Here is a 19,931-nt window from a genome sequence, read left to right on the forward strand (position 1 = left end):
ATGGCTCCTTATTTTTGCCAGGCAAGTTGATGCAGCATTAATGCCAGAGTTTTGACCCCTTCAGCAAGATCATTAATGTTGGTACGTTCCGCCGGGTTATGGCTGATACCATTAATGCTGGGGACGAAAATCATACAGGTAGGGACGCGCGGCGCGAAAATTTGCGCGTCATGACCTGCGCCGCTATGCATTATGCGATAGTTCAGTTGTTCGGTTTCACACAGCCTGGTGAGGGCCGCGACCAGTTCGGCGTTCATCGGCACCGGCGCTTCGTCCATCCACAAATCGATATCGATGCTGATATCCATTTCATCGCAGATGGCGCGCATATCGTTTTCCAACTGTTCGGTAAATTCGCGAAGTACCGCGGCGTCCGTATGCCGGCAATCGATTGTAAATGTGGTTTTTCCAGGGACAACATTGACCGTATTCGGCTGCGGCTCAACTTTGCCGAACGTTAATACCAGGGGATCGCCATGCTGTTTGGCTTTTTCAATGGACTGACTGCAAATACGACTGAAGGCATGCACCGTATCGCGACGATAGCCCATTGGCGTTGTGCCTGCATGGTTGGACTCGCCGTTGAGCGTCACCGTGTAGCGACGTTGCCCGACGATGGCGTTGACGACGCCAATCGACTGTCCGTTGCTCTCCAGAACGCAGCCTTGCTCAATATGCAATTCAACAAAGGCGCGGATATCGGTTCGCGCGGCGAGCGGCGCGGCGGGAAGGATAAATCCGCACGCCTGCATAGCGTCGACAAAGCCTGTGCCTTTGGCGTCCTGGATATGGCGTACCTCTTCAGGATTCGCCAGGCCAAAAATGTTCTTGCTGCCCCAAAAAACGTAAGGGAAACGGCTGCCTTCTTCCTCAGCCATTGATACTACCTCGACGGTGCGCAGCGGCGCGCCGTAGGTCGCTTTTAGCCAGTCGAGCGCCAGCCAGGCGGCAAGCGCGCCGAATTGCCCGTCCAGATTGCCGCCGTTGACGACCGTATCAATATGCGAACCGCTTAAAATCACCTGCTCCGGAAATTGTGTGCCGCAAAGGCGGCCATATAAATTTCCGACGTCATCAAAGCGTGTCTCCAGACCGCTTTCTGCCATTCGCTTTTTAAACTGCTGCTGTGTTTCCAGCCACTCAGGCGAATAAAGTAAACGCGTCATTCCACCCGTAGGATCGGCTCCAATGGAAGAGAGCCAGGGCAATGTTTCTTCTATCGCGTGGCGAAAATGCTTTATCATAGAAAATTCCTGTTTCAATAATTATTGGGCAAAGGGATTTTTTGTTTCGTATGACTTGAGATAGAGGGCATCGGAAATCAGATATTGATAAATATCATCAACAATATCGATACCATTCATATCGGCATTTTTCTGTTTAATATCCTGATCCTGTCCAGGATAATAAACCTGTTTAAAACCGGGGGCGGGCTTCACGGAATTGAGTTCCTGCATGGTCTGACTAATATGTTTGCGGAATAATTCACAGGAAGAGAAGAACGCCGGATTAATGACCAGATGAAGTTGTCCTAAATTGCGTCCGGCGTGTAAATCTTCATACATCGAACTGACCTGGCGGCCAAACGGCAGCCCCAGCAGAATACCGGACAGAATATCGATCATCATCATCAGGCCGTAACCTTTCGGGCCTGCGGCGGGTAATAACGCATTGACGGCAAAAGGATCATGTGTCGGCGCGCCATTTTTATCGACGGCCCAACTCTCCGGAATGGACTCATTGCGGGACCGTGCATCGAGGACTTTTCCCCAGGCCTGCACGGTGGTGGCCATATCGAAGGTAATGATGTCGTCGCCTTCGCCCGGCGCGGCAAAGGCCAGCGGATTAGTGCCATAGTAAATATCCGCCCCGCCAAACGGCACGACCATAGGATCGGACTGACAGATAGACAGACCGATCAGGCCTTCGCGAGCAGCCTGGCGGACGAAATAAGAGATGGCGCCGCTATGGCCCATTCTGCTAATGCCGACAACCGCGACGCCATTTTTTTTGGCTATTTCAATAGCATGCTCCATTCCCATTTTGGCTGCGACCTGTCCGGCAGCATTATCGGCATGCAGTATCGCCGTACAGGGACCGGTATTCTCAATGCGGAACGTCGGCTCCCGGTTGGTGCCGCCTTTTGAAATTCGTTCGGCATAATATTCAACGCGTACGGCGCCATGTGAGTGAATACCTCTGGCATCTGCATAAACCAGTACGTCGGCGACGATGGCGGCGTGCTCACGTTTTAGTCCGGCTTTATAAAGCTTATTTTCGATAAGCTGATGGAGTGTTTCCCGACTGATTTTCATCTGTCTTCCTTTTTAACGACGGTGTGAAGCATGACTGCGATTAACATACCGGGAAAATAAAATGATTATGTGATCCAGACAGGCAAAAAAATATAATTAGAATTTATTTGATAATCAGGCGGGTTTTATCTTTTTGCTTAAATAAAAAGCTTTTTTAGAAAATCATAACTAATCCTTTAGCCGTTGTTTGAATTCTTTTGTTAATAAATTTGATGTGACGTTAATCACTCTATTTACCCTCCCGGATATATACCGTGAAGCGCACATTAACACTGCTCGTGCAATTGCAATGGGTGCAATTATTAAGGAGTTGTTATGATCCACGCCTTTATTAAAAAAGGGTGTTTTCAGGACTCTGTCAGCTTAATGATTATTTCTCGAAAGCTGAGTGAGTCCGAAAATGTTGATGATGTATCGGTAATGATGGGAACGCCTGCGAATAAGTCGCTGCTGGAAACTACCGGTTTCTGGCATGACGATTTTCATGGCGCTACGCCCAATGACATTTGCGTGGCGATTCGTACCGAAGCGGTAGATGACGGCATTACGCAGGTGATTGTGCAACAGCTCGAAGAAGCATTGCAGCAGTTGGCGCAGGGAAGCAGCGGCAGCCAGTCGTTAATCCAGGTCAGACGCTGGGAAAGCGCCTGTCAGAAACTGCCAGAGGCGAATCTGGCGCTGGTATCGGTGGCCGGCGAATATGCGGCGGAACTGGCAGAGCAGGCGCTGGATCGTTCGTTGAACGTGATGATCTTCTCCGATAATGTCACGCTGGACGATGAAATCAGACTAAAACGCCGGGCGCGTGATAAAGGACTGCTGGTCATGGGGCCGGATTGCGGCACCGCTATGATCGCCAATACGCCGCTGGCTTTCGCTAACGTCATGCCAGAGGGCAACATCGGGGTGATTGGCGCTTCCGGCACCGGTATTCAGGAGCTCTGTTCACAGATTGCGCTGGCGGGGGAAGGGATTACCCATGCCATCGGGCTTGGCGGACGCGATTTGAGCGCCGAGGTCGGCGGGATCAGCGCGCTAACGGCACTGGACATACTCAGCGCGGATGAAAAGAGCCAGGTGCTGGCCTTTGTCTCCAAACCGCCTGCCGATGCGGTTCGTCAGCATATTATCGCGGCGATGAAAGCCACCGGGAAACCCGTTGTAGCGCTGTTCTTAGGGTTTTCCTCTCTCGTTGCGCGTGAGGAAAACGTCTGGTTTGCCTCGACGCTGGATGAAGCCGCCCGGCTGGCATGTTTATTGTCTCGCGTGACGTCGCAGCGTAAAGAAATGGTTTCAACAGGCGGCGTGATTCGTGGCCTCTATACCGGCGGAACGCTGGCGGCGGAAGCGGCGGGGCTGCTGGCCGGCTATCTGGGCGTCGCGGCGGATACGGAACATCACCATGGCATGATGCTTGACGCTGACGGCCACCAGATTATCGATCTGGGCGATGACTTTTATACCGTTGGGCGACCACATCCGATGATTGACCCGGCGTTACGTAATCAGCTTATCGCCGGGCTTGGCGCACAGCCGCAGGTACGCGTGTTATTAGTGGACGTCGTTATTGGTTTTGGCGCGACTGCCGATCCCGCCGCATCGCTGATTCAGGCCTGGCAGAAGGCATGTGCCGCACGCGCCAGCGACCAGCCGCTGTTCGCCATCGCAACCGTCACCGGAACGGAACGCGATCCTCAGTGCCGCTCGCAACAAATCGCCGCGCTCGAAGATGCCGGCATCACGGTAGTGGATTCTCTTCCCGAAGCCACTCTGTTGGCCGCGGAACTGATTCGACCAACCCTCTCTTCAACTCATCCATCAGCTCCCCGGTTACTGGAAGCGGTAGCGGTGATTAATGCCGGGTTACGTAGCTTCGCGCTGGATTTACAGGCTGCCGGTATGCCCGTGGTGCACTACCAGTGGGCGCCTGTCGCTGGCGGTAATAAAAAACTGGCTCGTCTGTTAGAACGTTTGCAATAAGGGGTTCCCATGTTTACATCAGTGGCGCAAGCCAACGCTGCAGTCATCGAACAAATTCGTCGCGCACGTCCGCACTGGCTGGATGTGAAGCCAGCTTCTTCATTAATTAGCGTGCTCAATCAGGGGAAAACGCTTCTTCATGCCGGCCCGCCGATGCGCTGGCAAGAGATGACCGGCCCGATGAAAGGCGCCTGTATCGGCGCATGCCTGTTTGAAGGATGGGCCAAAGATGAAATGAGCGCGCTCGCGCTGTTAGAGCAGGGAAAGGTCAACTTTATTCCCTGCCATCACGTTAACGCCGTGGGGCCGATGGGCGGTATTACGTCAGCCAGTATGCCGATGCTGGTCGTGGAAAATATCACCGATGGCAATCGCGCGTACTGCAATCTCAACGAAGGGATCGGCAAAGTGATGCGTTTCGGCGCCTATGGCGAGGATGTTCAGCAACGTTTGCGCTGGATGCGCGATGTGCTGATGCCGGTATTAAGCGCGGCGCTGGGACGTCTGGAGCGGGGCCTCGACCTGACCGCAATGATGGCGCAGGGCATTACGATGGGAGATGAATTCCACCAGCGCAATATCGCCTCTTCCGCATTGCTGATGCGCACGTTGGCGCCGCATATCGCCCGTCTGGAACACGATAAGCAGCAGATAGCGGAAGTGATGGATTTTCTGAGCGTCACCGATCAATTCTTCCTTAATCTGGCGATGGCCTACTGTAAAGCCGCCATGGACGCGGGCGCGCAGATTCGCGCCGGCAGTATTGTGACGGCGATGACCCGCAATGGCGATATGTTTGGCATTCGGGTTAGCGGTCTGGGCGACCGTTGGTTCACCGCGCCTGTTAATACGCCACAGGGGCTATTTTTTACCGGTTTTTCGCAGGATCAGGCCAACCCGGACATGGGCGACAGCGCCATTACTGAAACGTTTGGTATTGGCGGCGCTGCGATGATTGCCGCGCCTGGCGTAACGCGTTTTGTCGGTGCCGGGGGAATGGAAGCGGCGAAATCTGTTTCTGAAGAGATGGCTGAAATTTATCTCGAACGCAACATGCAGCTACAAATCCCCGGCTGGGATTTTCAGGGGGCCTGTCTGGGGCTGGATATCCGCCGCGTGGTCGAGACCGGAATTACGCCGCTGATTAACACGGGTATCGCGCATAAAGAGGCGGGAATTGGTCAGATTGGCGCGGGAACCGTCCGTGCGCCGCTGGCCTGTTTCGAGCAGGCGCTGGAAGCGCTGGCGGAAAGCATGGGCGTAAGTTAAGAGAGCGTCTCATGAAACGTATCCATCCTCTTATGGCAAGCCGACAATCGGCGGATTATCGGCAACCCTGGCAGATGTCAGGGGTATGGCGTCGCTCTATTAATTTTGTGGCGAAAAGCGGTGAGTTATTAACGCTTCACCGTCGGGGGAGCGGCTTCAGTCCGGGAGGGTGGATACTGCGCGGCGGCGATTTTGACGCCTTGCGCGATGTGCTCACCGATGGCGAAAAACCGCAGTCAACCGCTGCCGGTATTCAGATTGGCGAGTTTCTTTTATGCGAGCCGGAGAGGCGCTGTTCGCTGCGGGTTCCACGCTATCTTGCGTCGCCGCGTCTTAACGCGACGTACATGCAGCGTAGTGAGGAGACGGGGCTGTTTGGGCCGTTAACCGTCGCCGCAGCTCAGCCTCTATGTCCGGAACTTCGCCAGTTTTGTCACTGCTTTCAGTCGGCGCTTGCAGGTGCTGCGACTGACTGGCGGCTATGGCTGGGTAAAGGGCCGGGCTTAACGCCCAGTCATGACGACACGCTGACGGGAATGTTGCTGGCGGCCTGGTATTTTGGCGCCATAGATGAACGCGCCGGGCGTAATTTTTTTGCCCAATCCGGCAGCCTTGATCGGGCGACGACGCTCGTGAGCGTCAGTTATTTACGCTATGCGGCTATGGGTTATTTCGCGTCGCCTTTACTCCACTTTATTCATGCGCTGCGACGAGATGCTCGCACAGAAACGGCGATTGACGGACTGCTGGCGCTGGGGCACACCTCGGGCGCGGATACGCTGCTGGGGTTCTGGCTTGGACAACAAATAGTAAAAGGATAGGGAATGAAAACGTTGGTAGTTGCTCTTGGCGGCAACGCATTATTGCAGCGCGGAGAAGCGCTAACGGCAGAGAATCAATATCGCAATATTGCCGACGCAGTGCCTGCGCTGGCGCGACTTGCCCGCTCGTATCGGCTGGCGATAGTACATGGCAACGGCCCCCAGGTCGGCCTGTTGGCTTTACAGAACCTTGCCTGGAAAGCCGTTGAGCCTTATCCGCTGGATGTGCTGGTGGCGGAAAGTCAGGGCATGATCGGCTATATGCTGGCGCAGCGTCTGGCGCTTGAACCCGATATGCCGCCGGTGACTACAGTATTAACGCGAATAAAGGTATCGGCGGACGATCCTGCTTTTCTTGAACCGGAAAAGTTTATTGGTCCCGTTTATTCGCCAGAAGAGCAAATGGCGCTGGAAGCGACTTATGGTTGGCGTATGAAACGTGATGGAAAATATCTGCGCCGTGTCGTCGCTTCCCCGGCGCCGCGTCAAATTATCGAAAGCGCCGCTATTGAGTTATTGCTAAAAGAGGGCCATGTGGTGATTTGCAGCGGCGGTGGCGGGGTACCTGTTGCCGGCGAGGGCGAAGGGGTCGAGGCGGTGATAGATAAAGACCTGGCGGCGGCATTGCTGGCGGAGCAGATAGCGGCCGATGGTCTGATCATTTTGACGGATGCTGATGCGGTGTATGAACATTGGGGAACGCCACAACAGCGCGCTATTCGTCAGGCTTCGCCCGATGAGCTGGCGCCGTTTGCCAAAGCCGATGGCGCGATGGGACCGAAGGTGACCGCGGTAAGCGGATATGTGAAGCGGTGCGGAAAGCCGGCATGGATTGGCGCATTGTCGCGTATTGACGATACCCTGGCGGGCAGAGCGGGAACCTGCATCTGTCTGTGATCGCGACGGGCGGCGACAGAGAATGCGCCGCCCACGCTGTTTATTTAAGCTTACTTTGCGCCCAGATAATGCCGCTGGCGTATTCGCCCGGCAGGAGCGGAGAGAGCGCTTCCAGGGTGGCGCTAAGACGTGACGTATCGCTGTCGGTCAGATTCAGATGGCCGACTTTTCGCCCCGGACGTACCGCTTTATCATACCAGTGCAGATGTACCAGCGGCAGCTTCAGCCAGTCGTAATTCAGCTCGCTGCCGATCAGGTTGATCATCACCGACGGGGCGTTAATCACCGGCGCGGGCAACGGCAGGCCGGTAATCGCGCGCAAATGCAATTCAAACTGACTGATGCTGGCGCCATTTTGCGTCCAGTGTCCGCTGTTATGTACGCGCGGCGCCAGTTCATTGATTAACAGGCCTTCCGGCGTGATAAAACATTCCATCGCCATTACGCCGACATAGTTCAGCGCCTGCATAATTGCTGACAGCATCAATTCCGCCTGCTCCTGCTGTTCGGCGTTCGCCTGTGGGAACGCGACGCTGGTCCGCAAGATGCCGTCCTGATGCAAATTGTGCGTTAGCGGGTAAAACACGGTACAGCCGTCATGAGCGCGCGCGCCGACTAACGACACTTCGCCGGAAAAATGGATACCGCGCTCAACAATACATTCGCCATAGCAGTCATCCGGCAGTTGCCCGGTTTCGTCCGCGCGTAGACGCCACTGCCCGCGACCGTCGTAGCCGCCAACGCGACGCTTAATAATCGCCAGTTCACCCAGACGGTCAAAGATGCCGGACCACTCGTCGGCGCTGGTCAGCAGCTGCCACGGCGCGGTCGCGAGTCCCAGTTTATCGAAAAGCTGTTTTTGTGTCAGACGGTCGGCGATGATCGGAAATACATCGCGATTGACGAAGGCCGGGTGACGCGCCAGCTCGCGGGTAAGCGCGGTTTCGGGCCAGCGCTCAATCTCTGCGGTAATGACGCTCTGCTGTACCGGCACGGCGGTAGGCTCTGCATCCAGACCAACCGGCCAGACGGCGATACCCAGCGGTTCGCCCGCCTGGCGCAGCATTCGGCCCAGTTGTCCGTTGCCGAGAACGCAAACTTGCTTCATAGCGTCCCCCGCGGATCGGGATTTTCCAGAACTTCATCGGTTTGCGCTTTGCGCCAGTCGGCAATGCGCTGATGCAGTTCCGCGTCGTGTTGCGCCAGAATCTGCGCGGCGAGCAGGGCGGCGTTAGCGGCACCGGCTTTACCGATCGCCAGCGTACCCACCGGAATGCCGCGCGGCATCTGCACGATGGAGTAAAGGCTATCCACGCCGCTGAGCGCAGCGCTTTGTACCGGCACGCCGAGTACCGGGACCAGCGTTTTTGCCGCAATCATTCCCGGCAGGTGCGCCGCGCCGCCCGCGCCGGCAATAATCACTTGATATCCGTTCTCTTCCGCCGTTTCGGCGAAGCTGAACAGTTTATCGGGGGTGCGATGGGCGGAAACCACTTCTACATGGTGCGGGACATCCAGAATTTCAAAAATTTCGGCGGCGAATTGCATGGTAGCCCAGTCGCTTTTGGACCCCATCACGATGGCGACACGCGCCGGATTATTGCGGGAAGACATGCGTCTTAAAACTCCTGTGGTGCGGGACACGCTGCTTTTGAGGTGTCAGAGAATAGCATGATAATCAGGCAAGGAAAACGGTTGCGTGTGCGCCGTAACGGACGATTCGGCGAACATTTACAGGGGGAAGGCGATTAACTCAACGTTGTCCGGCGTGACTTTTACCATTGAACCTTCATGATGCCATGCGCCTAACACCACGCGGAATGCGGGCTGGTCGTTGGCGGAAAGTTCATGCACCGCCGGGCGGTGGGTATGACCGTGAATCAGCCACTGTACGCGGTGTTTTTCCATTTCGGCGACGACGGTCTGCGCATTGACGTCCATAATATCCAGCGATTTGCTGCTATTGGCGGCTTTACTGCCGGCGCGCATTCTGGCGGCGATACGGCGGCGGATAAACAGCGGCAGGGTAAGGAACAGTCGTTGCACCCACGGATTATGGACTTTGGCGCGAAACGCCTGATATCCGGCATCATCGGTACAGAGCGTATCGCCGTGCATAATCAACACATTGCGGCCATACAGGTCTAGCACTTTTTCCTGCGGCAGTAGAATCATGCCGCTTTCGCGGGCAAAGCGTTTGCCAATCAGGAAATCACGGTTACCGTGAATAAAGAAGCAGGGGACGCCGGAATCAACCAGCGATTTAATGGCAACGGCCATTTCACGATGTAGCGGGTTGGGGTCGTCGTCGCCAATCCAGGCCTCGAAGAGATCGCCAAGAATATACAGCGCGTCGGCCTGACGGGCTTCTACGGCTAAAAAACGCAGAAAACCGGCGACGATCGCCGGTTCTTCCGTTTGCAGATGCAAGTCTGCAATAAACAGTGTCGCCACGATTACTCGCTGACGGTCACGTTTTCAATGATGACGTCTTCTTTTGGTACGTCCTGGTGCATACCGCTACGGCCAGTGGCGACGCCTTTGATTTTATCTACCACGTCCATACCTTCTACGACTTCCGCAAAGACGCAGTAGCCCCAGCCCTGTAGACTTTCGCCGGAGAAGTTCAGGAAGTCGTTGTCTGCCACGTTGATGAAGAATTGCGCGGTAGCCGAGTGTGGTGCCTGAGTACGCGCCATCGCCAGCGTACCACGGGTATTTTTCAGACCATTGTTGGCTTCGTTTTTGATCGCCTCTTTGGTGGCTTTCTGTTTCATGCCCGGCTCAAAGCCGCCGCCCTGAATCATAAAACCGTTAATCACACGGTGGAAAATGGTGTTGTTGTAAAAACCTTCGCGGCAGTAGTCCAGGAAGTTTTTAACTGTTTCAGGCGCTTTATCATCAAAGGTTTTGATTACGATATCGCCGTGATTAGTGTGGAAAGTAACCATTTTTGCATCCTGTTCCAAGAGAGTGGTGCTTTAGCCCGCAATGGGGCACATATAGGGGCTTGTTATAGCATAACCGTAAGCTGCGATCACCTTGCAAAGTGTGCTGCTTCAAGGTTGAATTATGAGTATTATACACACCTAATTACCCACACACGTCTATACGGAATCTTCGATGTTAAAAATTTTTAATACACTGACGCGCCAAAAAGAGGAATTCAAACCCATTCATGCCGGGGAAGTCGGCATGTACGTGTGTGGTATCACCGTTTACGATCTCTGCCACATTGGCCACGGACGCACGTTTGTCGCTTTTGACGTTGTCGCGCGCTATTTGCGTTTTCTCGGTTATAAGCTGAAGTATGTGCGTAACATTACCGATATCGACGATAAAATTATTAAACGCGCCAATGAAAACGGCGAAAGTTTTGTCGCGCTGGTCGACAGAATGATTGCGGAAATGCATCAGGACTTCGACGCGCTGAATATTCTGCGTCCGGACAGCGAGCCGCGTGCGACGCACCATATTCAGGAAATTATCGAGCTCACCCGCACCTTAATCGAGAAAGGGCACGCCTATGTGGCGGATAACGGCGATGTGATGTTTGATGTACCGACCGATCCGACTTATGGGCAGCTTTCCCGTCAGGATCTTGAGCAGCTTCAGGCGGGCGCGCGCGTGGATGTCGTTGACGTGAAGCGTAACCCGATGGACTTCGTGCTGTGGAAAATGTCGAAAGAGGGCGAGCCGAGCTGGCCGTCGCCGTGGGGCGAAGGGCGTCCGGGCTGGCACATTGAATGTTCGGCGATGAACTGCAAGCAGTTGGGCAACCATTTTGATATTCACGGCGGCGGTTCCGATCTGATGTTCCCGCACCATGAAAACGAGATTGCCCAGTCTACCTGCGCGCATGACGGCGAATACGTCAACTACTGGATGCACTCCGGTATGGTGATGGTGGATCGCGAGAAGATGTCCAAATCGCTGGGCAACTTCTTTACCGTGCGCGACGTGCTGAAATACTACGATGCGGAAACCGTGCGCTACTTCCTGATGTCCGGGCATTACCGTAGCCAACTGAACTACAGCGAAGAGAACCTCAAGCAGGCGCGCGCTTCGTTGGAGCGGCTATACACCGCATTGCGTGGAACGGATAAATCAGCGGCCCCGGCGGGCGGCGAGGCGTTTGAAGCGCGTTTCGTGGAGGCGATGAATGACGATTTCAATACCCCGGAAGCCTACTCCGTCCTGTTTGATATGGCGCGTGAAGTCAACCGTCTGAAGGGCGAGGATATGACCGCCGCGAATGCGATGGCGTCTCATCTGCGGAAGATTTCTGGCGTGCTGGGACTGCTGGAGCAGGAGCCGGATGTTTTCCTGCAAAGCGGCGCGCAGGCGGATGACGGTGAAGTTGCGGAAATTGAAGCCTTGATTCAACAGCGTCTGGATGCCCGTAAAGCGAAAGACTGGGCGGCGGCGGACGCGGCGCGCGATCGTCTCGCTGAAATGGGTATTATTCTGGAAGATGGCCCGCAGGGCACCACCTGGCGGCGTAAGTAAGCGCTTTTACAGGCCGCTCTATTTGCATAGAACGGCCTGTTTTTTATTTTTTCGCACCGGGCGAAAGATAAACACACACCGACTCCCCCAGATTCTGATGTTCACATCCGGATATTGCCCGGCTGTAATGGGCAATAAAGCGGATGACGCTGTCGCCGCTGTTTAGCCCCACATTTCCTTTTCGCAGCAATTCTGCTGGCTGATCGTCGGTGAAAACGTTAGGGGTGAACAGTTTTGCGCCTAATCGTTCAAAAGTGCCAGCACTAACGATAGAGGGTTGATAACCCTGAAGCTGCAACCAGCGGCGGGCATCATTACGTGACCAAACCTGCGCATCGTTTGCTCGCGCAAACACTTCGAGAAGCCAGCCATTCGAATTCTGATAAGGGCCGGAAAAAGGCCACGCAATCAGGTTATAGCGGGGACTGTGGAAGAGATTGAGTTTGATAGCGCTATGTAAGAGCGTTTGTAATGCCGTCGCGATATCTGAACGCGGGCGCAAAACGGCAATGCTCTGATTCACCAGGTCATCAGCCAGAAACTCATACAGACCTTGTATATAGAGCGCTGATTCAGCGGTTCCGCAAGTATTCAGATTATGGTAAACCCGCCAGTCTCCGTTTGGCTGGCGCATGGCATAGCCAGCATGTGACCAGGTTAAATGTCGGCTCGACATATCTTGCCCCTGGCGAACCAGAATGACGACCGGATCGGATTGACTGTTAAGCTGTTGTTTGAGCTGTAGCGCCTGATCCATTGTCGCTGCGATGCTCTCCGGCGTGTTTGCTTTTTGGTGACAGTTAGCACTGTCTGCATAAGCGTTGAGCGAGATTGCGCTGAGCCACAGGGCAAACGCGAACCGCTTCATTTGGCCGGTACCGTCTGGTTGCTGGAAAGTCCTGCGTCGTCCTGATTTACCATATGGGCAAGGACTTTGCCCTCTTTTTTCAAATAAGCGCCGGTGCCTTCCTGCGTTTTTTCCAGAGTGACTTTATCACCTGCTTTGAGGTTGCCTTCTTTGACGACATGTAGCGGAACTTGCATTTTAATGTCTTTGTTATCGGGGGACTTAGTGGTTAACAGCGCGGTTTTTTGCTTTTTATTTTCGACAACAGATCCAATACTCAGGTTGAGCGGCAGCAGTACGGGGGAGAGTATAATTCCGCTAACCAGTGCGGAACTGCCCACGCTGACAACCGCAGACGATGCCGCATACCATCCAGTGGCAGACATTTCTTCGCTATAGCTGGCGTGGGAAAATGAGAAACAGACGACCGCGGCGGCGAATGTCATTTTATTCATATTGATTCCTTTTAATATGCGTTTTAAGTACCCGTAGAAATAACACTAAAATACTTCCCGGCAACCACACCCACAGCAATTCTGAGAGAATGACCTGATGTCCATACGGCGTGATGTAGCTTGAAAGCGCGAAAGGCGCGACTTTAATCACCTGCCAGGGCGCAAAAAAACGTTCATCTGACCACGGCCACAGCCATCCGACGCCTTTACCACCCGTGGTGATCGAATCCAGCAGGCTGTGCGACAACAATGAAACGGTTAAAAACAGCCAGCAGCGCACCTGCCCCGCTCGAAACCATCGTCGTCCCGGGAGTACGCACAACAGGGGGAGGACGAATGCGAAAAGTAAAGAGTGGGTAAATCCACGATGGCCGAAAACGTTGCCGTAGGAGACGCCAAATTTAAAGGCCAGCACGTCGGCATCGGGGAGCATCGCCAGCACAACACCGGCAAACAGCAGGCGAGGAGGGATAACTTTCAGGCCTAAGCCTGCGCCAAGACACAGAGGAACGGCGGCGTGGGTGATAACGGTAGGCATAGCGATGGTTCACAGGGAAATAGCCATGCTAGCAGTTGGAACGCAGAGGATTAAGTGGATGATTATCTGAAAAGACAGCGTAATCAGGCCGGATAAGACGCTTTGCGTCGCTATCCGGCACTCTGTATCAGGCCACGACGTTCACACTTTGGCCTTCGAAGCTAACGGTTTGCCCGGCGACAATTTTGCAGCGTTTACGCGTTTCAACCACGCCATCAACCTTCACCAACCCGTCGGCAATGGCGATTTTCGCCTGCGCGCCGCTTTCGCTCCAGCCTTCCAGCTTGAGCAGATCGCACAGCTCGACGTGCGGGTGCTTGCCTAAAGAGAATGTCGCCATGTTATTTTCCTTGTGGATCGTGATATTCAATGCACGCCTGCAGCGTGTTTTCGATAAGCGTGGCGACCGTCATCGGGCCGACGCCGCCCGGTACTGGCGTGATGTATGACGCGCGCGCCGCGGCTTCGTCAAACACGACGTCGCCAACGACCTTGCCATTTTCCAGACGGTTAATACCGACATCAATCACAATTGCGCCTTCTTTAATCCATTCGCCGGGAATAAAGCCCGGTTTACCTACGGCGACAATGAGCAAATCAGCATGCTCGACATGGTGTCGCAGATCTTTGGTAAAGCGGTGCGTAACGGTAGTCGTACAGCCAGCCAGCAGCAGCTCCATGCTCATTGGGCGTCCAACGATATTGGACGCGCCAATGACCACCGCATTCAGGCCATAGGTATCAATATTGTAACGCTCAAGCAGGGTCACAATACCGCGGGGCGTACAGGGACGCAGACGCGGCGCACGCTGGCACAGACGACCGACATTATAAGGATGAAAACCGTCTACGTCTTTATCTGGCGCGATACGCTCCAGCACTTTAACGTTGTCGATGCCTGCCGGTAAAGGCAACTGCACCAGAATACCGTCGATCGTGTTATCTGCATTCAGAGTATCGATAAGCGCCAGCAGTTCGGCTTCGCTGGTGGTTTCTGGCAGGTCATAGGAGCGGGAGACGAATCCCACTTCGTCGCACGCTTTACGTTTACTTGCGACATAAATCTGTGAGGCCGGATTGCTGCCGACCAACACCACAGCCAGGCCGGGAGCGCGAAGTCCTGCTGCGACGCGTGCCTGAACTTTTTGAGCAACCTCAGATCGCACCTGCTGCGCAATCGTTTTACCGTCAATAATCTTTGCTGCCATCAGAGAGAAGATTCCATCTGTTACTTCAAGTCAAAGGGGATAACGCTATTTTGTCAGAAGCGGGCCTCGCTGTCAGTTAACGTTTGTGTTTCCGATGCAAACGCGACGTCTCCCCCGTCCGTTGATGATACTGAGACGTGACCAGTAAGCGCGCCATGATTAACCAAAAAGAAACAATTCATCACCCTGGCTATGGTTACCGTAATCCCTCGCCGTTAATAGCATCAGGCGGCATAATGCGACATTTTATACAAAATAAGATTAGACCCTTCTTATATCCCAATAAGAATTAGCTTAGGTCATTAAAAGAGTTTGCGGCTATTTTTTATTTAGCGAAATGTTTAATTTATTACCGTGACGAAATGTCATATTGGCAAAGATTAATTACTGCGTCTGATACTCAGGGGAGAAACAGAAAACTAATTAATCTGCGATATCTATCTTTACAGGATGCAGAGATAAATTTTCTGACATGCTATGTCGATAATAATTCAAACGGAGCCGACAGGATGCCGAAACCGGGTGTGTGTAATTCAAGGGAAATCCATGAAACATAAATTAATGACCTCTACTATTGCGAGTCTGATGTTTGTCGCTGGCGCAGCGGTTGCGGCTGATCCTACTCCGGTGAGCGTGAGTGGCGGTACTATTCATTTCGAAGGTAAACTGGTTAATGCAGCCTGTGCCGTTAGCACTAAATCCGCCGATCAAACGGTGACGCTGGGTCAATACCGTACCGCCAGCTTTACGGCGATTGGTGATACGACCGCGCAGGTGCCTTTCTCCATCGTCCTGAATGACTGCGATCCGAAAGTGGCAGCCACCGCTGCCGTGGCTTTCTCTGGTCAGGCAGATAACACCAACACTAATTTGCTGGCTGTCTCCTCTGCGGACAATAGCACTACCGCAACCGGCGTCGGGATTGAGATTCTTGATAATACCTCTTCACCGTTGAAGCCGGACGGCGCGACCTTCTCGGCGAAGCAGGCGCTGGTTGAAGGCACCAATACGCTGCGTTTTACCGCACGCTATAAGGCAACCGCCGCCGCCACGACGCCAGGTCAGGCTAATGCCGACGCCACCTTTATCATGAAATACGAATAATCCCGTCCGGGAACGCCAGGGAAGGGAGGCGCCTCAACGGAAGAGGCTATCGGGGATAAAAGAGAACATAGCAGATGATAAGGAAAGGCGCGGCGCTAGTGGGGCTTGTTTTGATGTCGCCCGTTATTGCGCAGCCGGTAATGGTGGAGAGCGGGCGTGTTCACCTGCGCGGACAACTGGTCAATGGCGGCTGCGCTGTCGCCACAGAAAGCCAGGATTTGCGCGTACTGATGGGACAGTACCGCACGAATGCGTTTACCGGTCCTGGCAGCTTCGCTCCCGTCAGCGTTCCATTTTCGTTACGGTTAATCTCCTGTAGCGCGGAGGTCTGGCGTCATGTCGGCATTGCGTTTGCCGGCGTTACGCCTGCGGAAGATCCCCACGTTTTTCTGGCCAGCGGCGAGGGTATCGGTAATGCCGGAATCGGCCTGGCATTATTTGATGACCAGCAGCGGCAAATCATACCTAACACATTACCGCTTCATTACGCGCCCATTTTAACGTCAGAAATGACTTTGCATTTTACCGCCCGCTATCGGGCAATTTCAGAAAATATGACGCCGGGACGAATTCATTCAGAAGTGTGGTTTACGCTGGTTTACCCATGAATTTTCTTGCCGACGTGACTCAATGCAAAAGGTATTTTTTACCATGCTGAATAGTATAAAAGTAGGCTTTATTGTTCTTCTCACGTTATTTACTTCGTTGAACGTACAGGCGGCGGGGGGGATTGCATTAGGCGCCACGCGAGTTATTTATCCCTCGGCGGCGAAACAGACTTCTCTGGCAATCAGTAATAGCGATATTCAAGAACGTTACCTCGTCAATTCATGGATCGAAAATAGCGCCGGGCAGAAAGAAAAAACGTTTATCGTTACGCCGCCTTTATTCGTCAGCGAACCCAAAAGCGAAAACACGCTGCGTATTATCTACGCCGGGCAACCGCTACCCGGGGATCGGGAGTCGTTATTCTGGATGAACGTGAAAGCCATCCCGTCGGTCGATAAAAGTCATATTGAAGGAAAAAACGTTCTGCAACTGGCGATTCTGTCGCGCATCAAACTGTTCGTGCGTCCGGCGAATTTGCCGCAGACGCCGGAAGACGCGCCGACCTTGCTGAAATTTTCCCGTGTCGGCAACCATCTCAAGATAACCAACCCATCTGCTTATTACCTCACGCTGGTCAATATCAGCGTGGGCGCGAAAAAGATTGATAACGTGATGATCGCGCCAAAAAGCGACATGCAAATTCCCTTACCGACTGGCGCGCAGGGCAGCGTGACATTTCAGACCGTCAATGATTACGGCGCATTGACGTCGGCGACAACGGCCAGTCTCGGTTAAGCAGAGAGCGTGAAGCCACACGAGAACACGATGAAGAAGACAACCTGGTTTGCAGGGCGATTTCCCGGCTATGTATCACCGTTAAGCGGCGTGGCGCTGTCGGTGCTGGCGGCGCTGTGTCCGCTGACGAGCCGCGGCGAAAGTTATTTCAACCCTGCGTTTTTGTCGGCGGATACCGCGTCCGTGGCGGATTTATCTCGCTTTGAAAAAGGTAATCATCAGCCGCCTGGTATTTACCGGGTGGATATCTGGCGTAACGACGAATTCGTAGCGACGCAGGATATTCGTTTTGAGGCGGGCGCCGTGGGCGCCGGCGATAAATCCGGCGGCCTGATGCCTTGTTTTACACCGGCGTGGATTAAACGGCTGGGCGTGAATACCGCGGCGTTCCCTGTCTCAGATAAAGGCGTCGATACCACGTGTATTCACCTTCCTGAGAAAATCCCGGGCGCGGAGGTCGCGTTTGATTTCGCGTCGATGCGCTTAAATATTAGCTTGCCGCAGGCGTCATTGCTCAACAGCGCGCGTGGCTATATCCCGCCGGAAGAGTGGGATGAAGGGATACCCGCCGCACTCATTAATTACAGTTTTACCGGTAGCCGCGGAACAGACAGCGATAGCTATTTTTTGAGTCTGCTGAGCGGGTTGAACTATGGCCCCTGGCGGCTGCGTAATAACGGAGCCTGGAATTATTCGAAAGGGGACGGCTATCATTCGCAACGCTGGAACAACATTGGCACCTGGGTACAGCGCGCCATCATTCCGCTAAAAAGCGAACTGGTCATGGGGGACAGCAATACCGGGAACGATGTTTTCGACAGCGTCGGCTTTCGCGGAGCGCGGCTGTACTCTTCTGACAATATGTATCCCGATAGCCTGCAGGGCTACGCCCCCACGGTTAGAGGGATCGCCCGGACGGCGGCAAAGCTGACGATACGACAGAACGGGTATGTTATCTACCAAAGCTATGTGTCGCCGGGCGCGTTTGCGATTACCGATCTTAATCCTACCTCTTCCAGCGGCGACCTTGAGGTGACGGTAGATGAAAAAGACGGTAGCCAACAACGTTACACGGTGCCTTACTCTACCGTTCCGCTATTGCAGCGTGAGGGCAGGGTGAAGTATGACCTGGTGGCCGGGGATTTTCGCAGCGGCAATAGTCAGCAGTCTTCGCCATTCTTTTTCCAGGGAACGGTGATTGCCGGCCTGCCTGCGGGGCTGACGGCTTACGGCGGTACGCAACTTGCCGATCGTTATCGTGCCGTGGTGGTCGGGGCGGGGCGAAATTTGGGTGACTGGGGAGCCGTGTCGGTCGATGTCACACATGCGCGTAGCCAACTGGCAGATGACAGCACCCATCAGGGGCAATCGTTGCGTTTTCTGTACGCCAAATCGCTGAATAATTACGGGACTAATTTTCAATTGCTGGGTTACCGCTATTCCACACGCGGATTTTACACCCTGGATGATGTGGCATACCGCAGTATGGAAGGGTACGACTACGAATACGATAGCGACGGACGCCGCCATAAAGTGCCGGTGGCGCAGAGCTACCACAATCTCCGTTACAGCAAAAAAGGCCGCTTTCAGGTCAATATTTCGCAAAACCTGGGGGATTACGGGTCACTGTATCTTTCCGGCAGTCAACAAAATTACTGGAATACGGCGGATACCAATACCTGGTATCAACTGGGATACGCCAGTGGATGGCAAGGCATAAGTTATTCGCTGTCATGGTCGTGGAGCGAGTCGGTGGGGATCTCAGGCGCCGATCGCATTCTGGCATTCAATATGTCCGTTCCGTTTAGCGTTCTGACCGGACGGCGCTATGCGCGCGACACTATTCTTGATCGTACTTATGCCACGTTTAACGCCAACCGCAACCGCGACGGCGACAATAGCTGGCAGACCGGCGTGGGCGGCACGCTTCTGGAAGGACGTAATCTGAGCTACAGCGTGACGCAGGGTCGTAGCAGTACCAATGGTTATAGCGGCAGCGCCAGCGCTAGCTGGCAGGCGACGTATGGCACGCTGGGCGTGGGATATAACTACGATCGCGATCAGCATGACTATAACTGGCAACTTTCCGGCGGCGTGGTCGGTCATGCGGATGGTATTACGTTTAGCCAACCGTTGGGCGATACCAATGTCTTGATTAAAGCGCCGGGAGCGAAAGGCGTGCGCATCGAAAACCAGACCGGCGTGAAAACGGACTGGCGGGGTTATGCGGTAATGCCCTACGCCACGGTATATCGCTATAACCGCGTCGCGTTAGATACCAACACGATGGACAACCATACCGATGTCGAAAATAACGTCAGCAGCGTAGTGCCGACAGAGGGCGCGCTGGTGCGGGCCGCTTTTGATACGCGGATAGGCGTAAGGGCAATCATTACCGCGAGGCTTGGCGGACGTCCGTTACCGTTTGGCGCGATAGTACGAGAAACCGCCAGCGGCATTACCAGTATGGTCGGCGATGACGGGCAAATTTATCTGAGCGGCTTGCCGCTAAAAGGTGAACTGTTCATCCAGTGGGGAGAGGGGAAAAACGCGCGTTGTATCGCCCCTTACGCCCTGGCGGAGGACAGCCTGAAGCAGGCGATTACGATAGCCAGCGCGACCTGTATCCGTCCGGCGTCATAAA

Annotated in this window: 20 protein-coding genes; 9 read left to right on the top strand and 11 right to left on the bottom strand. The window is 54.1% G+C overall.

What is annotated here, in order from left to right; genetic code table 11:
- Positions 1-8: 8 nt before the first annotated feature.
- Together allC and allD are read right to left on the bottom strand one after the other, a co-directional pair.
- Positions 9-1,244 carry an allantoate deiminase gene (gene allC / locus EOS97_RS16295; protein WP_000589764.1) on the bottom strand — a complete coding sequence of 412 codons (1,236 nt, stop codon included), beginning with the start codon at positions 1,242-1,244 and terminating at the stop codon, positions 9-11.
- A gap of 21 nt (positions 1,245-1,265) precedes the next feature.
- Positions 1,266-2,315 (bottom strand): ureidoglycolate dehydrogenase, encoded by a 1,050-nt coding sequence (gene allD, locus EOS97_RS16300; RefSeq protein ID WP_000703936.1) that lies wholly within the window; start codon positions 2,313-2,315, stop codon positions 1,266-1,268.
- 315 nt (positions 2,316-2,630) lie between these two features.
- Between allD and EOS97_RS16305 the strand changes: the two genes are divergently transcribed.
- The 4 genes from EOS97_RS16305 to EOS97_RS16320 are packed head-to-tail and all read left to right on the top strand — an operon-like array spanning position 2,631 to position 7,282.
- Complete coding sequence (locus EOS97_RS16305; RefSeq protein ID WP_000580905.1) at positions 2,631-4,295, top strand: acyl-CoA synthetase FdrA; 1,665 nt, start codon at positions 2,631-2,633, stop codon at positions 4,293-4,295.
- A 9-nt stretch (positions 4,296-4,304) separates the two neighbouring features.
- Entirely contained in the window at positions 4,305-5,564 is a 1,260-nt protein-coding gene (locus EOS97_RS16310; RefSeq protein ID WP_000495330.1) for a DUF1116 domain-containing protein, read from the top strand.
- A gap of 11 nt (positions 5,565-5,575) precedes the next feature.
- Positions 5,576-6,385, top strand: coding sequence for a DUF2877 domain-containing protein (locus EOS97_RS16315; protein ID WP_000821191.1), 810 nt, complete (start codon positions 5,576-5,578; stop codon positions 6,383-6,385).
- Between the two features lie 3 nt (positions 6,386-6,388).
- The gene (locus EOS97_RS16320) at positions 6,389-7,282 is read left to right on the top strand and encodes a carbamate kinase (RefSeq protein WP_000855345.1); all 894 of its coding nucleotides are present in this window, start codon (positions 6,389-6,391) and stop codon (positions 7,280-7,282) included.
- A 40-nt stretch (positions 7,283-7,322) separates the two neighbouring features.
- Here the strand turns inward: EOS97_RS16320 and purK are convergent, their stop codons facing one another.
- The 4 genes from purK to ppiB all read right to left on the bottom strand — a co-directional run bounded on the left by purK (position 7,323) and on the right by ppiB (position 10,233).
- Positions 7,323-8,390, bottom strand: a complete 1,068-nt coding sequence (gene purK / locus EOS97_RS16325; protein WP_000815597.1) for a 5-(carboxyamino)imidazole ribonucleotide synthase — start codon at positions 8,388-8,390, stop codon at positions 7,323-7,325.
- On the bottom strand, positions 8,387-8,896 hold the full coding sequence (gene purE / locus EOS97_RS16330; RefSeq protein WP_000098736.1) for a 5-(carboxyamino)imidazole ribonucleotide mutase: 510 nt from the start codon (positions 8,894-8,896) through the stop codon (positions 8,387-8,389). Before purE ends, purK begins: the two co-directional genes overlap by 4 nt.
- 117 nt (positions 8,897-9,013) lie before the next feature.
- The gene (gene lpxH / locus EOS97_RS16335; RefSeq protein WP_000212284.1) at positions 9,014-9,736 is read right to left on the bottom strand and encodes a UDP-2,3-diacylglucosamine diphosphatase; all 723 of its coding nucleotides are present in this window, start codon (positions 9,734-9,736) and stop codon (positions 9,014-9,016) included.
- 2 nt (positions 9,737-9,738) lie between these two features.
- Complete coding sequence (ppiB, locus tag EOS97_RS16340; protein WP_000255991.1) at positions 9,739-10,233, bottom strand: peptidylprolyl isomerase B; 495 nt, start codon at positions 10,231-10,233, stop codon at positions 9,739-9,741.
- A gap of 172 nt (positions 10,234-10,405) precedes the next feature.
- Here ppiB and cysS point away from each other — a divergent pair, with 172 nt between their 5' ends.
- Positions 10,406-11,791, top strand: coding sequence for a cysteine--tRNA ligase (cysS, locus tag EOS97_RS16345; protein WP_000912376.1), 1,386 nt, complete (start codon positions 10,406-10,408; stop codon positions 11,789-11,791).
- 43 nt (positions 11,792-11,834) lie between these two features.
- On the opposite strand, the gene EOS97_RS16350 is transcribed toward cysS, so the two are convergent.
- The 5 genes from EOS97_RS16350 to folD all read right to left on the bottom strand — a co-directional run bounded on the left by EOS97_RS16350 (position 11,835) and on the right by folD (position 14,839).
- Entirely contained in the window at positions 11,835-12,659 is an 825-nt protein-coding gene (locus EOS97_RS16350; protein WP_000819120.1) for a DUF2145 domain-containing protein, read from the bottom strand.
- On the bottom strand, positions 12,656-13,093 hold the full coding sequence (locus tag EOS97_RS16355; protein ID WP_001038580.1) for an STM0539 family protein: 438 nt from the start codon (positions 13,091-13,093) through the stop codon (positions 12,656-12,658). Before EOS97_RS16355 ends, EOS97_RS16350 begins: the two co-directional genes overlap by 4 nt.
- Entirely contained in the window at positions 13,086-13,631 is a 546-nt protein-coding gene (locus EOS97_RS16360) for a metal-dependent hydrolase (protein ID WP_001143574.1), read from the bottom strand. Before EOS97_RS16360 ends, EOS97_RS16355 begins: the two co-directional genes overlap by 8 nt.
- Positions 13,632-13,758: 127 nt before the next feature.
- Positions 13,759-13,971, bottom strand: coding sequence for a ribosome-associated protein YbcJ (gene ybcJ, locus EOS97_RS16365; RefSeq protein WP_000190281.1), 213 nt, complete (start codon positions 13,969-13,971; stop codon positions 13,759-13,761).
- Between the two features lies 1 nt (position 13,972).
- Positions 13,973-14,839 (bottom strand): bifunctional methylenetetrahydrofolate dehydrogenase/methenyltetrahydrofolate cyclohydrolase FolD, encoded by an 867-nt coding sequence (folD, locus tag EOS97_RS16370; protein WP_000729165.1) that lies wholly within the window; start codon positions 14,837-14,839, stop codon positions 13,973-13,975.
- 546 nt (positions 14,840-15,385) lie between these two features.
- On the opposite strand from folD, the gene fimA reads away from it, so the two are divergent.
- From fimA to EOS97_RS16395, 4 genes are all read left to right on the top strand, one after another.
- Positions 15,386-15,943, top strand: a complete 558-nt coding sequence (gene fimA, locus EOS97_RS16380) for a type 1 fimbrial protein subunit FimA (RefSeq protein ID WP_000681029.1) — start codon at positions 15,386-15,388, stop codon at positions 15,941-15,943.
- Between the two features lie 74 nt (positions 15,944-16,017).
- Positions 16,018-16,551 carry a type 1 fimbrial protein subunit FimI gene (fimI, locus tag EOS97_RS16385; protein ID WP_000619617.1) on the top strand — a complete coding sequence of 178 codons (534 nt, stop codon included), beginning with the start codon at positions 16,018-16,020 and terminating at the stop codon, positions 16,549-16,551.
- A gap of 43 nt (positions 16,552-16,594) precedes the next feature.
- Positions 16,595-17,287, top strand: a complete 693-nt coding sequence (gene fimC, locus EOS97_RS16390; protein WP_023170764.1) for a type 1 fimbria chaperone FimC — start codon at positions 16,595-16,597, stop codon at positions 17,285-17,287.
- Positions 17,288-17,317: 30 nt separating this feature from the next.
- Positions 17,318-19,930, top strand: coding sequence for a fimbrial biogenesis usher protein (locus tag EOS97_RS16395; RefSeq protein WP_000754212.1), 2,613 nt, complete (start codon positions 17,318-17,320; stop codon positions 19,928-19,930).
- Position 19,931: the final 1 nt, after the last annotated feature.

The sequence above is a fragment of the Salmonella sp. SSDFZ54 genome (assembly GCF_004010735.1).
Classification (GTDB): domain Bacteria; phylum Pseudomonadota; class Gammaproteobacteria; order Enterobacterales; family Enterobacteriaceae; genus Salmonella; species Salmonella enterica.